Origin of the sequence: Mangrovicoccus ximenensis, assembly GCF_003056725.1 — a bacterium.
Classification (GTDB): domain Bacteria; phylum Pseudomonadota; class Alphaproteobacteria; order Rhodobacterales; family Rhodobacteraceae; genus Mangrovicoccus; species Mangrovicoccus ximenensis.
In genome coordinates, this window is record NZ_QBKZ01000014.1 from 199,661 (window position 1) to 213,039 (window position 13,379).

Below are 13,379 nucleotides of genomic sequence, written 5' to 3' on the forward strand. Positions count from 1 at the left end.
GCAATCCCAGCGGGCGGGCCGGTGCGGCCCGTCCTGACCGGCGCGCGGAGGCGCCGGACCCCAGTGGAGGAACTACGGACATGAGCGACACCGCGCACGGAATTGGCGGTCTGACTTTCGACGCCTCGAAACGGGACTGGCCGCCGGAGGCCGGGGTGGCCATCGCGCTGGTCCTGATCACTGCCGCCTTCGAGATCCTCGGCCGGATGCTTTATGGCGAGAGCTTCCTGTTCAACACCCGCGAAGGGGTGGAAGGGCTCTTCAACACCCAGCGGCTGCAGGTCATCATCCTGCAGGTCTCGATCATCGGGATCATCTCGCTGGGCGTGACCCAGGTGATCCTGACGGGGGGCATCGACCTCAGCTCCGGCTCGGTCGTGGCCATGACCGCGATGATCGCCATGAGCTTCGCCCAAGTCGGCGACATCAACGGCATCCCGAACAGCCGCGCGGTGTTCTTCGATAGCGGCTGGGTCAACCTGCCGGTGATCCTGCCGGTCCTGATCGCGCTGGCCGTCGGCCTCTGCGCAGGTCTCGTGAACGGCGCCTTCGTCGCCTATACCGGCATCCCGCCCTTCATCGCCACGCTGGGCATGATGGTCGCCGCCCGTGGCGCGGCGCAGTGGTGGACCGCAGGCCAGCCTGTCAGCTTCCCGACCGAGAGCTATGCCGCGATCGGCGGCGGCATGATGCCGGTGGCGATCTTCGTCGGCCTTGCCATCCTGTTCCACCTGATCCTGAAATACACCGTCTACGGCAAGCACACCTATGCGATCGGCTCGAACGAGGCGGCGGCGCGCATGTCCGGCATCAATGTCCGCCGCCACAAGCTGATGGTCTATGCCATGGCCGGGCTCCTGACCGGGATCGCCGCGCTGGTGCTGAGCTCGAAAAACCTGACGGCGCAATCCGGCATGGGGCTGATGTACGAACTCGACGCCATCGCCATGGCAGTGATCGGGGGGATTTCCCTGCAGGGCGGCCGCGGATCGGTGCTGGGCACGGTGCTGGGCGCGCTGATCTTCGGGGTGATCATCTCCGGGTTCACCTTCCTGAAGCTCGACGCCTACTACCAGGAAATGGTCAAGGGCACGATCATCGTCGGCGCCGTGATCCTCGACCAGTGGCGCCAGAACCGCGTCGCGAAAAAGATGTGAGGAGAGGACAGATGAGCGATATCCAGACCAACATCTCGGCTGCGGACGTGAACCATGTCGACGGCCATCCGGGCAAGGTGATCCTGCGCACCGAAGGGCTCACCAAGCATTATGGCGGCGTCCACGCGCTGGTCGATTGCGACTTCGAGATCCGCAAGGGCGAGCATGTCGCGATCATGGGCGACAACGGCGCGGGCAAATCGACCTTCGTCCGCCAGATCACCGCGGTGGAGCAGAAGACCTCCGGCAAGATCTGGTTCGACGGCGCCTATCGCGACTTCGGCGGGCCCTTGGAGGCGCGCGAGGCCGGGATCGAGACCGTGTTCCAGAACCTGGCCCTGGCCGACCACCTCGACGTGCCCGACAACCTGTTTCTCGGCCGCGAGAAGGTGCTGTTCAATCTCGGGCCGTTCTCGATCCTCGACTACAAGGGCATGCGCGAGGCGACGCTGCGCGGGCTGGAGAAGACCGGGGTGAAGATCCCCAACATCAACAACACGATCCAGTACATGTCCGGGGGCCAGCGGCAATGCGTGGCGATCGCCCGCACCGCGACCTTCCATTCGAAGCTGACCATCATGGACGAACCCACCGCCGCGCTCGGCGTGCAGGAGACCGCGCAGGTCGAGAACATCATCCGCACGCTGAAGGAGCAGGGCGAGCCGCTGATCCTGATCAGCCACAACATGCGCCAGGTGATGGAGCTCTGCGACCGGATCGTGGTCTGGCGGCGCGGGCGCGTCTGCGCCAACCTCAATGTCGCCGAGACCACCGGCGAGGAGGTCGTCGCCTATATCACCGGCGCGAAGACCCAGGCGCAGTATTCCAGCGCCGCCTGACCCGGCCGGCGCCCCGCCCGGGGGCGCCCCTCCCGACCCCGCAGATCCCCTGCCACCCCTTCCGGGGGACCGGCGGAGCTCTGCCCGACGACAGCCAGGCCCCCGGGCCGCAAGGACCCAAGATGAAACACACGCTTGACCCGCACATGATCCGCCACCTGTCCCTCGAGGACACGGTGCGCAAGGTCGCCGAGCTCGGCTACGACCATGTCGAGATGTCGCCCCGCCCGGATTTCTTCAGCTGGTGGACCCGGCCGAAGCTCTATCCGGAGAAGATCCGCAGCTTCAAGCAGGCGCTGAAGGACAACAATGTCGGTCTCGCCACCATCCAGCCGATGTACCGCTGGGCCTCGCCCTACCCGGACGAATGGGAGATGGCGATCGGCAACTGGAAGCGCGCCATCGAGCTCGCCGTCGAGCTGGAATGCCCGATGTTCGTCTCGGAATTCGGCCGCGGCGGCTCGCCGAACCGCTCGCTGAACGACCGCTCGGGGCTGCACCGGCCCGAGACCTGCGAGGGCCAGTTCTTCCGCGCCATGGACATACTGGTGCCGCTCCTCGAGCGCGAGGGCATCAAGCTGTCGCTCGAGGCGCATCCCGAGGACTGGGTCGAGGAGATCGCCCCGGCCATCGACATCATAAAGACAATCAACTCGCCGATGGTCCGCGCCTCGTTCATCGCGCCGCACACGTTCTTTTACGGGCCGGACATGGTGGCGAACCTGAAGGCGACCGAAGGGCTGCTGGAGCATGTGCGCCTCGCGGACACCTATGACCACAACAAGTCGTCGGAGCTGCGCTACATCGTCAACCCGCCGGAATCCAAGGTCCGGGTGCACCAGCACCTGGATTACGGCCAGGGCGAGATCGACTGGGACACGTTCTTCGCGACGCTGGCGGAGATGAAGTTCGACGGCGTGCTGTCGAACTGCGTCTTCGCCTGGGAGGACCGCGCCGAGGACAGCGCCCGCTTCATGCTCTCCGAGACCCGCCGCTATGTCGGCAAGCATTTCAACTGAGGCAATCCCCATGACCATCGCCCAGACCATCACCGCCCCCGCAACCACCCGCACGCTGCGCGTCGGCGTCATCGGCACCGGCATGATCGGCCGCGACCACACCCGCCGCCTGGCGCAGGTGCTGGCCGGCGCCACCGTCACCGGCCTCTACGACTATAGCGCGGAGGCCGCCGCCGCGGTGCAAGCCGACCTTGCCCCCTCTGCAACCGTCTTCGCCACCGGCGAGGAACTGATCGCCTCCCCGGAGGTCGATGCCGTGCTGGTGACCTCGCCCGGCTTTACCCACGAGGCCTATGTCCTGGAAGCCATCGCCGCCGGCAAGCCCTGCTTCTGCGAGAAGCCGCTGGCCACCACCGCCGAGGGGGCCCGACGCATCGTCGAGGCCGAGACCGCGCATGGGACGCGGCTGGTGCAGGTCGGGTTCATGCGCCGCTACGACGTCGGCTACCGGATGCTGAAGGAGGTCGTGGACAGCCGGATCGGCCAGCCGCTGATGGTCCATGCCGCCCATCGCAACCCCTCCGTTCCGGAACAGTACGTCACGCCGATGGCGATCCACGACACGTTGATCCACGAGATCGACGTGTTCCGCTGGCTCCTCGACGACGATTATGTCTCCGCGCAGGTGATCTTTCCCCGCGCGACCTCGGCCAGCCATGCCGCGCTGAAGGACCCGCAGATCATCCTGCTGGAGACCGCCAAGGGCATCCGCATCGATGTCGAGGTCTTCGTGAACTGCAAGTACGGCTACGACATCCAGTGCCAGGTCGTCGGCGAGGAGGGGCTGGCGAACCTGCCCGAGCCGATGTCGATCACCATGCGCAAGGATGCGTCGCTGCAGAACCCTATCCTGACCGACTGGAAGGACCGCTTCGTCGCCTCCTACGATGTCGAGCTGCAGGACTGGATCGCCGCCGCGCTCGCCGGCACCGCCTCCGGCCCCTCGGCCTGGGACGGCTATGCCGCTGCGGTCACGTCCGACGCCTGCGTCGAGGCGCAGGAAGCCGACGGAATCGTCAAGATCGATCTGCCCGCCCGCCCCGCCCTTTACGCATGAGGTTCCTCATGGATATCGCCATCAACCACATCTGCGCGCCCGGGCTTCCGCTCGAAGAGTTCTTCGCCATGGTCAAGCGGCTCGGCTCTTGCAAGGTCGAGATCCGCAACGACATTCCCGACACGGTGAACACGCACCAGCCCGGCGACGTGCGCCGCGCGGCCGAGGCGGCCGGGGTCGAGATCCTGTCGATCAACGCGCTCTACCCGTTCAATGTCTGGTCGGGCGACCTGCCGGAGCGCGCGGTGGCCATGGCCGACTACGCCGCCGCATGCGGGGCGAAGGCGCTGGTGCTCTGCCCGCTCAATGACGGCACGCCGGTCCCCGAGGCCGACACGACCGATGCGCTGAAGGCGCTGGCCCCGATCCTGCGCGAGCGCGGCCTGACCGGGCTGGTGGAGCCGCTGGGCTTCCCTGTTTCCTCGATGCGGAAGAAAGCCACCGCCATCGCCTGCATCAAGGCGGCGGGCGGCGAGGACGTCTACAAGCTCATGCACGACACCTTCCACCACCACCTCGCGGGCGAGACGGAGTTCTTTCCCGAAATGACCGGGCTCGTGCACATCTCGGGCGTCGTGGACCCGGAGGTGGCAGTCGAAGACATGCTCGACGCCCACCGCATCCTCGTCGACGGCAAGGACCGGCTGGAGAACATCCCGCAGATCCGCCGCCTCATCGACCTCGGCTACACCGGCCCCTTCTCCTTCGAGCCCTTCTCCGAGGATCACTGGTCGCTGCCCGCCCCCGAGGCCGCGCTGAAGGACAGCATCGCCTACGTGACCGAGGCCGTCGCCACGGCCGAGGCCTGACCTCCCGGGGGCGTCCCCATCCCTCTGGCGCCCCTGCTCCCCGGGTGCCGCGTCCCTCTTCCCTGCGCGGCACCCGGCCCTTTCCACCCCCGATCCCGGTGAGCATCATGATCCTGTTCGGCACCAACCCCATCGCCTGGTCCAATGACGACGACTGGTCGATCGGCGACCACCTGAGCCTCGAGGACTGCCTGTCCGACTGCCGCAAGATCGGCTTCGAAGGCATCGAAAAGGGCCACAAGATGCCCGATGACGGCCCCGCGCTGAAGGCGGCGCTCGAAGCCTACGGGCTGAGATTTGCCGCCGGCTGGTTCTCGACGAACATCCTTGCCAATGACATCGCCACCGAGGTGGCGCGGCTGCGCGGCTGGATCGCCTTCACCAAGGCGGCGTGCGGCAGCCACATCAATGCCTGCGAATGCTCGAACACTGTCCATGGCAACGACGCCGTCGCGGTGAACGACCGCCCGGTGATGTCGGATGCCGACTGGGACCGCTTCTCGACAGGCTACGAGGAGCTGAGCCGCGTCGCGCATGAGGAAGGCGTGGCGATGGGCTATCACCACCACATGGGCACGATCATCGAGTCCGGCGCCGATATCGACCGCTTCATGGCGATGGCGGGGCCGCATACCCGGCTCCTGCTCGATACCGGCCATGCTTGGTTCGGAGGCTCGGACCCGGCCGCGCTGGCCGCAAAGTACATGGACCGCGTCACCCATATCCACTGCAAGAACGTCCGCCCGGCGATTGCGAAGATGGTGCGCGACGAGGGGCTGAGCTTCCTCGAGGGCGTGCGCCGCGGCGCCTTCACCGTGCCGGGCGACGCGGAGGGCGCGGTCGATTTCGAGCCGGTCCTGGCAGAGGCCGCGAGGGCGGGCTATTCCGGCTGGATCGTCATCGAAGCTGAGCAGGACAGCGCCGTGCGCGAGCCGTTCCGCTACCAGAATCTCGGGCTGAAGACGCTGAAGGCGCTTTCCGCCACGGTCGGGCTGATCGAGACCGCCGCCGCCTGACCCGCCCCGCCGTCATGGACACGGCCCTCTCCGCCCCGCCTGTGCGGGGCGTCCTGCCTTCCGGGGGATCAACAGGTCTCGACCATGTGGATCTGCACCGGGGTCAGCGTCGTCTCCGGCCCCTTCGCCAGCCTCCCGAAGCGGGCCGCCAGCGCCTCGACGGCGGTCCGCACCTCAAGCCCGGGATTCTGGTCGATCACCGCGTCGAGCAGCCCTTCGCGCAGGAGCCGCCGCCGGTCCTCGGTCAGCTCGTGGGTGATCACCACCACCTCCCGCTGCCGTCCCGCCGCACGGATCGCGTCCGCCACCTCCTGCGAGCCGGCCGAGGCATTGTAGATGCCCCTGAGCCCGGGCCGGTCCTTCAGCGCGCGGAAGACCAGCTCTCCCGCCCGCCCGCTATCCTCGCGGCTCTCGACGACCGCCGCAACGCTGCAGGCCGGATGCCGCTCCGCCAGCACGGCGCGGAATCCCTGCTCGCGCTCGCCATGCCCGATCATGCTCAGGAGCCCCGCGATCACCAGCACCTCGCCGCCTGCCGGTCCGATCAGCCGCCCCATTAGGTCGCCCGCGACCCGTCCGGCGCGCAGGTTGTCGGAGCCCACGTAGATCCGCTCGCCCTCCGTCAGGATGTCGGTCCCGATCGTCAGCACCGCCCGTCCGCGCGCGATCTGCCGGTCGAGCGCCGCGGCGATCGCCGGATCATGCAGCGTGCAGACCACGAACCCGTCATGGCTGCCGCCGAGGCTGTCAATCTGCGCGGCCACTTTCGCCGGTTCGGTCGGGACCAGGTGGTGGATGCGGAACTCCATGTTGAGCCCGGCATGCATGCGCCGTGCCGCCTGGAACCCGGCCTGCAGCTCGGCATGGAATGGGTTGGCGGGCGGCTGCAGCAGCACCGCAATGCGGATCGTCCGCGCGGGCCGCTGGTCGAGCATCCGGTCGAGCTTCAGCCGCCGCGCGGCCTCCAGAACGCGGGCCTCCTTCTCCTGCGCGACCCCGCCGCGGCTGTTCAGCACCCGGTCGACCGTCGCCGTCGAGACACCCGCCTCGCGCGCCACGTCCCTTGCGCTAGCTTTCCGTGCCATGGGATTTTCCTTGATCAAATCACATCAAGCCTGCCGTTCCCCGAAGGCCTAGCACCGCGCTATCCCTTGCTCAAGCCGCTGCGGAAGAGGAGCCGCGGCAGCCATATCTGGAGAGACCTGGAATGATCGAACTCGCCGTCTTCGGCGCGGGCCGCATGGGGCAGATCCATGCGCGGAACGCCGCCCTGCACCCCGGCCTGAACCTGAAATTCATCGCAGATCCCATCGACAGCCCGGCACGGGACGCGCTTCTCGCCATGACCGGCGCCACGCTGGCCACGCCGGAGGAGATCTTCGCCGACCCGGCCATCGCGGGCGTCGTCGTGGCCAGTTCCACCGACAGCCATGCGGAGCTGATCCGCGCCGCGGCCGAGGCGGGCAAGGCGGTCTTCGCCGACAAGCCGATCAGCCTCGATTTCGCCGCCGTGCTGGAGGTCGCCGCGGCGGTCGAGGCCGCGGGCGTGCCCTCGATGCTGGGCTTCCAGCGCCGCTACGACGCGCCCTTCCGCGCGCTGAAGCAGCGGATCGACAGCGGCGCCTCCGGCCGGCTAGAGACCGTCCTGATGCAGTCGCGCGACCCGTCGCCGCCGCCCGCAAGCTATGCGCGGAGTTCGGGCGGGTTCTTCCGCGACAGCGCGATCCACGACATGGACATGGCGCGCTACCTTCTGGAGGAACCGGTCGCGCGGGTCTGGGCCACCGGGTCCTGCCTCGTCTCAGAGGAACTCGGCGCGATCGGCGACATCGACACCGGCATGATTGCGCTGACCACCGTCTCGGGGCGGATCGCCACGCTGATGAACTCGCGCCGCGGCCCGATGGGCTATGACCAGCGGCTGGAGGCCTTCTGCGCCGCCGAGGTCCTTTCGGTCGGCAACCAGCGCCTCTCACCGCTGGCCATCTCTGCGCCGGACGGCGAGACGCTGCAGCCGCCGATGAACTATTTTCCCGCCCGCTTCGCCCAAGCCTATGCCGACGAGATGGACGCCTTCGCCCGGCTGATCGCCGAGGGAACCCCGCCGCTTGCCACGATGGCGGACGGGCTGGAGGCGCAGCGCCTCGTCGAGGCCGCGATCCGCTCGCTCGAGACCGGCCTGCCCGTCGACTTCGCCCCTGACTGGAGACCCTGACCATGATCCATGACATTTCCGTCCTTCCGCCGGGCGTCCGGCTGGCCGCAAGCCCGCTGAGCTGGGCCAATGACGTGCTCGAGGACCTCGGCGCGGAGATCCCGCTCGACACCTGCCTCTCGGACATGGCGGCGGCAGGCTACGAGGGCACCGAGCTTGGCCGCAAGTACCCCCGCGATCCCGCCGTTCTAGGGCCGCTGCTGGCGGAGAAGGGGCTGGCGCTGGCCTCCGGCTGGCATTCCGGCGCGCTGGCAGAGCGCAGCGTCGCGGCCGAGATTGCCGCCGTGGCGGATCATGCGCGGCTGCTGCAGGCGCTTGGCGCCGAGGTGATGGTCTATGGCGAATGCGCGATGATGGCGCCCGGATCGCCGCTGGATGCGCCGATGTCCGCGCGCCGGATCATGCCCGAGGGAGAGATCGCCGCCTATGCCGCGCGGCTGACCGAATTCGGGCGGCACCTGCAGGCGGAATACGGGCTGGCGCTGGCCTATCACCACCATCTGATGATGGTGGCCGAGACCTTCGACGAGATCGCGGCCATCCTCGATGCCTGCGGCCCCGAGGTCGGTCTGCTGCTCGACACAGGCCACGCTGTCGCGGCGGGCTTCGGCTATGAGGACCTGATCGCGCGCTTCGGCGGCCGGATCGTGCATGTCCACCTGAAGGACGTGCGCCCCGATATGCTCCGGGCCATGCGCGAGGGCGACCTCAGCTTCAACGACGCCGTGCGCTCGGGCATGTTCACCGTGCCCGGCGACGGCATGGTCGATTTCGCGCCGCTCGCCCGCTTTGCCGCGACCTCCGGCTACCGGGGCTGGATGGTCGTCGAGGCCGAGCAGGACCCGGCCAAGGCGCCCCCTGCCCCGGCGGTCTCCCGCGCCTTCGACCATGTCCTTTCCGTATTCGCAAGCCAGGAGGTCACCGCATGACCCGCACGCTCAATATCGGCCTGATCGGCTCCGGCTTCATGGGCCAGGCCCATGCCGATGCCTTTCGCCGCGCCGCGATGCTCTATCCCGGCCTGGCCGCGCGGCCCGTGCTGCACACGCTGGCGGATGCCACGCCGGAGCTTGCCGCCGCAGCCGCGGCGCGCTTCGGCTTCGCGAAATCCACCGGCAACTGGCGCGATCTGGTCAATGACCCGGAAATCGACGTGGTCGACATCACCTCGCCCAATCTCCTGCACCACGAGATGGCCATGGCCGCGATCGCCGCGGGCAAGCATGTCTATTGCGAGAAGCCGCTTTCGGTGACCGCGGCCGAAGCCGAGGAAATGACTGCCGCCGCCAGGGCCAGGGGCGTGCGCACCATGGTCGCCTTCAACAACGTCAAGACGCCCGCCGCAATGCTGGCCAGGCAGCTGATCGAGGCGGGCGAGATCGGCACGCCGATGCGGTTCCGCGGCTGGTTCGACCAGGGGTTCTTTAACGATCCCGAGCTGCCGTTCTCGTGGCGCTGCACCCGGCGCGAGGCCGGCTCCGGAGCGCTCGGCGATCTGGGCAGCCATGTCATCTCGGTCGCGCAGTACCTGATGGGGCCGGTCGAGAGCACCATCGCCCAGACCCAGACCTTCTTCCCCACCCGCCCCGTCCCGCAGGGCGGCTCGGGCTACGGCGCGAAAGCCGGGCAGGATGCGCCGCGAGCCAAGGTCGAGAACGAGGACCAGATCCAGACCATGGTGCGTTTCGCCTCCGGCGCCGGCGGCACGATCGAGGCCAGCCGCGTAGCCGCCGGAAAGGTCTTCGGCATCTACTGGGAGGTCTCGGGCACCGGGGGCACCATCGTCATGGACGGGGAGCGCTTCAACGAACTGAAGATCGCCCGCTTCACCGACCCCAAGCCCGACCGCGGCTTCAAGACCCTGCTGGCGGGCAGCCAGGTCGAGCAGTTCGGCGGCTTCTTCGGATTCGACTTCGCCGGCGGCGGCCTGGGCTATTTCGACGTCAAGGTGATCGAGGTCCATGACCTGATCCACGGCATCATGGGCGGCGGCTGCTTCCCCGACTTCGCCTTCGGGCTCGAGAATGTCCGGATCATCGACGCGATGGAACGCTCCCTTGCGACCCGCACTTGGGAGGACGTCGCGACGGCTCCTGCAACCCGCAACCTGGAAACGATCTGATGGACGGAATGACCGCACCCGACTTCCCCGCTGCCCTGCCTGCAAGCCGCGTTCCCGACCCGATGGCGGCCCCGTCCATCCGCTGGGGCATCCTCGGCACCGGCTGGATCGCGAAGCAGTTCATCGCCTCGGTTCGCGCCCATACGCGGCAGGACATCGCCGCCGTGGGCTCGCGCACCGGTGACAGCGCCGCGCGCTTTGCTGCCGAGCAGGACATCGCCTCCGCCCATGGCAGCTATGCCGCGCTGGTGGCCGATCCGACGCTGGACGTGATCTACGTGGCGACGCCGCACAACTGCCATTTCGAGCATTGCAAGCTGGCCCTCGAGGCAGGCAAGCACGTCTTCTGCGAAAAGCCGCTGGCGCTCGACCATGCCGAGGCGGCCGCGCTCGCCGGCATCGCCAGCAGGAAGGGCGTGTTCTTCGCCGAAGCGCTCTGGACCTACTTCCTGCCGAAATTCGACGTGCTTCAGCAGATCCTGGACTCCGGCTGCCTCGGCGAGATCAAGTCGGTCCACACGGAGTACGGCGAGTACTTCACACGCGACCACCGCATCTTCGACCCCTCCCTGGCGGGCGGACCGCTCTACGATCTGGGCACCTATCCGGTTTCGCTGATCTCCAAGCTCATGGGCGTTCCCGCGCAGGCCGTTGGGCTGAAGCAGATGGACCCCTCCGGCGTGCATGGCCAGCTGTCGGTCATCATGGCGGACGAAAAGGGGAACCAGGGCACCATGTCCACGACGCTCTACGGGCTGACGCCGACCAACGCCGTGATCGTCGGAACCGACGGCACCGTGCGCTTCGGCTCCGAGTTCAACCTGCCAGGTCCGTTCCAGGTGATCTCGGCCGACGGCACCCTCTGGCTCGATTACGACGAGCCGGTCGGGCGGCATTTCGAGGGGCTCTGCTACGAAGCCGCCGAGGTCGCCCGATGCATCGCCGCAGGCAGGACCGAAACGCCCTGCCGCCCGCTGGGCGCCACGCTCGACATGATGCGGACGCTCGACATGATACGCGCCGCAACCGGGCTCTGAAACCGGACAGGCCGGGGCTCTCGCGTCCCGGCCGTCCTGATCTTCCGCGCGGCCCTCTGTCCGGAGGCCGCTGCCATGTCCGGTTCAGGCGACCCGCGCCTGCATCTCCTGCTCGAATTCCTCCAGCGTCTTGCCGCGCGTCTCGGGCACGATGACGGCGAGAACGGCCATGGCGGCGCATCCGAGCACCGCGAAGACGAAAAAGGTGGCGCCGATCCCCAGCGCCGCGACCAGCGGCGGGAAGGCGAAGGCGACAGTCGCGTTCGCGATCCACAGGGCGAAGACGCAGAGTCCCATCGCGAAGCTGCGGATCTTGAGCGGAAAGATCTCGGCCAGGAGCAGCCAGACCAGCGGACCGATCGTGCCCTGCATGGCGAAGACGAACCCCACGGTGAAGCCCAGGATCAGCCAGGGCTTGGCGGCCACATCCGGCAGCAGGAACGCCGATAGCCCGACCATCAGGTGGAATACCGTCGTGACCGCGAAGCCGCCGATCAGCATGGTTCGCCGGTCGAGCTTGTTGATCAGCGCGATGCCGCCGAGGATCCCCGCGAGGCTGGCCAGGCCGTAGAGCGTATTGGCCATCACGGCCGCCCGGGCGGAGAAACCTGCATCCTGCAAGAGCTGCGAGCCGTAATACATGATCGAGTTGATGCCGGTCAGCTGCTGGAACACGCCGAGCGCGATGCCGATCCAGATCAGCCGCTTGACCCAGGGCTTGGCGAGCTCCGCAAGGATGCCTGCCGTTTCCTCGCGATCGATGGCGGCCATCTCGCGGACCTCGCGCAGCTCTTCCGCCGCGCGTTCCGGGCTGCGCACCTGGCGCAGGACCGCGAGCGCTTCGTCATCCCGGTCCTGCATCGCAAGCCAGCGCGGGCTTTCCGGCATCCTGAGCATGCCGATCATCAGCGCAACGGCGGGCAGCACTGCGACGGCCAGCATCAAGCGCCAGACATGCTCGCTCGCTCCCCAGAAGGAATAGATCACCGCATTGATGACGAAGGCGGCGAACTGGCCGCCGACGATCATCACCTCGTTGCGGGTGACGAGGCTGCCGCGGCGCTCGTGCGGGGAAACCTCGGCCAGGTAGATCGGCACGATCGCCGAAGCGCCGCCGACCGCCAGGCCCAGCACCGCGCGGAAGGCCGCCAGCACCTGCCAGGAGGGCGCCAGCACGCAGCCCAGCGTTCCGACGATGAAAAGGACCGACAGCAGAATGATGTTGTGGCGCCGCCCGTGGAGATCCGCCAGCCGTCCGCCCAGAACTGCGCCGAAGGCGGCGGCGAAGATCAGGATGGAGACGGTGAAGCCCTCGATGGCCGGGCTCATCCCCAGATCGGCCTTCATGGGCTCCAGTGCGCCGTTGATTACACCGGTGTCGTAGCCGAAGAGCAGCCCGCCGAGGGAGGCGATCACGGTGATCAGGTTCAGACGCCGCGAATGAGCGCCATCCGCTTCGAGGGGCGTGTCGGTCGTCATGGTCTGTTCTAGCATGTACCCTTGTCCGCTTGCTGTCCAACAGTGCCAGGTGCCGGCGGAAAGCGGCGGCAGCCGGCCCAGTCCGCGATCCGGGGGCAAGCTCAGGGACTGGTCGATACCCTGGCCGGACTGGTCATCGGGCACACGATCTTCGCCCTGCCCTATGTTATCGTGACGGTCCAGGCGCTCCTGCGCAGCTACGACCACCGGCTGGATCTCGCAGCGGCCACGCTGGGCGCGGGGCGGCTTGCCACCTTCCGAATGGTCACCTTCCCCGTCCTTCGTTCCGGCATGCTCGCCGCAATGCTTTTCGCCTTCGTCCAGTCCTTCGACGAGCTGTCCGTATCGCTTTTCATCAGCGGTGGCGCCCGTCCGACGATCTCGAAGCAGCTATGGACCGAAAGCCTCTACAAGATCGATCCGGCCCTCGCCGCGGCGGCCACGGTGATGCTGTCGATTGTCGTGCTGCTCGTGATCTTGGCAGGAGTGCTTCAGATCCGCTCCCGCCAGAGAGCTTGACCGGGTCGTGTCGCGAATGAGCTTTGAGTCAGGTTGTCATCCGTTTCCCAACGACGGCTGCTCAGGCCGTTTTCAGGCGGTGAGCTTGGCGGTGTATTGGTTCGAGCCAG

The 13,379-nt window shown here is 67.6% G+C and carries 13 protein-coding genes; 11 read left to right on the plus strand and 2 right to left on the minus strand.

Annotated features, from left to right (window positions below; genetic code table 11):
- Positions 1-80: 80 nt before the first annotated feature.
- The 6 genes from C7T91_RS15110 (at position 81) to iolE (C7T91_RS15135) (ending at position 5,897) form a co-directional block, all read left to right on the plus strand.
- Positions 81-1,157, plus strand: coding sequence for an ABC transporter permease (locus C7T91_RS15110; protein ID WP_108259961.1), 1,077 nt, complete (start codon positions 81-83; stop codon positions 1,155-1,157).
- 11 nt (positions 1,158-1,168) lie between these two features.
- Positions 1,169-1,996, plus strand: a complete 828-nt coding sequence (locus C7T91_RS15115) for an ATP-binding cassette domain-containing protein (RefSeq protein ID WP_108259962.1) — start codon at positions 1,169-1,171, stop codon at positions 1,994-1,996.
- A 122-nt stretch (positions 1,997-2,118) separates the two neighbouring features.
- Complete coding sequence (locus tag C7T91_RS15120; protein ID WP_108259963.1) at positions 2,119-3,015, plus strand: sugar phosphate isomerase/epimerase family protein; 897 nt, start codon at positions 2,119-2,121, stop codon at positions 3,013-3,015.
- 10 nt (positions 3,016-3,025) lie between these two features.
- Entirely contained in the window at positions 3,026-4,072 is a 1,047-nt protein-coding gene (locus C7T91_RS15125) for a Gfo/Idh/MocA family protein (protein ID WP_108259964.1), read from the plus strand.
- An 8-nt stretch (positions 4,073-4,080) separates the two neighbouring features.
- The gene (locus C7T91_RS15130; protein WP_108259965.1) at positions 4,081-4,881 is read left to right on the plus strand and encodes a TIM barrel protein; all 801 of its coding nucleotides are present in this window, start codon (positions 4,081-4,083) and stop codon (positions 4,879-4,881) included.
- Between the two features lie 107 nt (positions 4,882-4,988).
- On the plus strand, positions 4,989-5,897 hold the full coding sequence (iolE, locus tag C7T91_RS15135; protein ID WP_108260098.1) for a myo-inosose-2 dehydratase: 909 nt from the start codon (positions 4,989-4,991) through the stop codon (positions 5,895-5,897).
- A gap of 68 nt (positions 5,898-5,965) precedes the next feature.
- On the opposite strand, the gene C7T91_RS15140 is transcribed toward iolE (C7T91_RS15135), so the two are convergent.
- Complete coding sequence (locus C7T91_RS15140) at positions 5,966-6,982, minus strand: LacI family DNA-binding transcriptional regulator (RefSeq protein ID WP_108259966.1); 1,017 nt, start codon at positions 6,980-6,982, stop codon at positions 5,966-5,968.
- A 122-nt stretch (positions 6,983-7,104) separates the two neighbouring features.
- Between C7T91_RS15140 and C7T91_RS15145 the strand changes: the two genes are divergently transcribed.
- The 4 genes from C7T91_RS15145 to C7T91_RS15160 are packed head-to-tail and all read left to right on the plus strand — an operon-like array spanning position 7,105 to position 11,271.
- On the plus strand, positions 7,105-8,112 hold the full coding sequence (locus C7T91_RS15145) for a Gfo/Idh/MocA family protein (protein WP_108259967.1): 1,008 nt from the start codon (positions 7,105-7,107) through the stop codon (positions 8,110-8,112).
- Between the two features lie 2 nt (positions 8,113-8,114).
- Complete coding sequence (gene iolE, locus C7T91_RS15150; RefSeq protein ID WP_108259968.1) at positions 8,115-9,041, plus strand: myo-inosose-2 dehydratase; 927 nt, start codon at positions 8,115-8,117, stop codon at positions 9,039-9,041.
- Positions 9,038-10,234 carry a Gfo/Idh/MocA family protein gene (locus tag C7T91_RS15155; RefSeq protein ID WP_108259969.1) on the plus strand — a complete coding sequence of 399 codons (1,197 nt, stop codon included), beginning with the start codon at positions 9,038-9,040 and terminating at the stop codon, positions 10,232-10,234. The genes iolE (C7T91_RS15150) and C7T91_RS15155 overlap by 4 nt, the downstream gene beginning before the upstream one ends.
- The gene (locus C7T91_RS15160) at positions 10,234-11,271 is read left to right on the plus strand and encodes a Gfo/Idh/MocA family protein (RefSeq protein ID WP_201742113.1); all 1,038 of its coding nucleotides are present in this window, start codon (positions 10,234-10,236) and stop codon (positions 11,269-11,271) included. The genes C7T91_RS15155 and C7T91_RS15160 overlap by 1 nt, the downstream gene beginning before the upstream one ends.
- An 84-nt stretch (positions 11,272-11,355) precedes the next feature.
- Here C7T91_RS15160 and C7T91_RS15165 read toward each other — a convergent pair whose 3' ends face one another.
- The gene (locus C7T91_RS15165) at positions 11,356-12,765 is read right to left on the minus strand and encodes a sugar porter family MFS transporter (RefSeq protein WP_201742114.1); all 1,410 of its coding nucleotides are present in this window, start codon (positions 12,763-12,765) and stop codon (positions 11,356-11,358) included.
- A gap of 27 nt (positions 12,766-12,792) precedes the next feature.
- Between C7T91_RS15165 and C7T91_RS15170 the strand changes: the two genes are divergently transcribed.
- Positions 12,793-13,269: an ABC transporter permease gene (locus C7T91_RS15170; RefSeq protein WP_161555923.1), complete on the plus strand. Its 477-nt coding sequence runs from the start codon at positions 12,793-12,795 to the stop codon at positions 13,267-13,269.
- The last annotated feature ends 110 nt before the right edge of the window (positions 13,270-13,379 follow it).

What these genes read in the sequence shown, in the direction of transcription:
- C7T91_RS15110 (WP_108259961.1), top strand. Translation starts at nt 81, where the DNA reads ATGAGCGACACCGCGCACGGAATTGGCGGTCTGACTTTCGACGCCTCG.
- C7T91_RS15115 (WP_108259962.1), top strand. Translation starts at nt 1,169, where the DNA reads ATGAGCGATATCCAGACCAACATCTCGGCTGCGGACGTGAACCATGTC.
- C7T91_RS15120 (WP_108259963.1), top strand. Translation starts at nt 2,119, where the DNA reads ATGAAACACACGCTTGACCCGCACATGATCCGCCACCTGTCCCTCGAG.
- C7T91_RS15125 (WP_108259964.1), top strand. Translation starts at nt 3,026, where the DNA reads ATGACCATCGCCCAGACCATCACCGCCCCCGCAACCACCCGCACGCTG.
- C7T91_RS15130 (WP_108259965.1), top strand. Translation starts at nt 4,081, where the DNA reads ATGGATATCGCCATCAACCACATCTGCGCGCCCGGGCTTCCGCTCGAA.
- iolE (WP_108260098.1), top strand. Translation starts at nt 4,989, where the DNA reads ATGATCCTGTTCGGCACCAACCCCATCGCCTGGTCCAATGACGACGAC.
- C7T91_RS15140 (WP_108259966.1), bottom strand. Translation starts at nt 6,982, where the DNA reads ATGGCACGGAAAGCTAGCGCAAGGGACGTGGCGCGCGAGGCGGGTGTC.
- C7T91_RS15145 (WP_108259967.1), top strand. Translation starts at nt 7,105, where the DNA reads ATGATCGAACTCGCCGTCTTCGGCGCGGGCCGCATGGGGCAGATCCAT.
- iolE (WP_108259968.1), top strand. Translation starts at nt 8,115, where the DNA reads ATGATCCATGACATTTCCGTCCTTCCGCCGGGCGTCCGGCTGGCCGCA.
- C7T91_RS15155 (WP_108259969.1), top strand. Translation starts at nt 9,038, where the DNA reads ATGACCCGCACGCTCAATATCGGCCTGATCGGCTCCGGCTTCATGGGC.
- C7T91_RS15160 (WP_201742113.1), top strand. Translation starts at nt 10,234, where the DNA reads ATGGACGGAATGACCGCACCCGACTTCCCCGCTGCCCTGCCTGCAAGC.
- C7T91_RS15165 (WP_201742114.1), bottom strand. Translation starts at nt 12,765, where the DNA reads ATGCTAGAACAGACCATGACGACCGACACGCCCCTCGAAGCGGATGGC.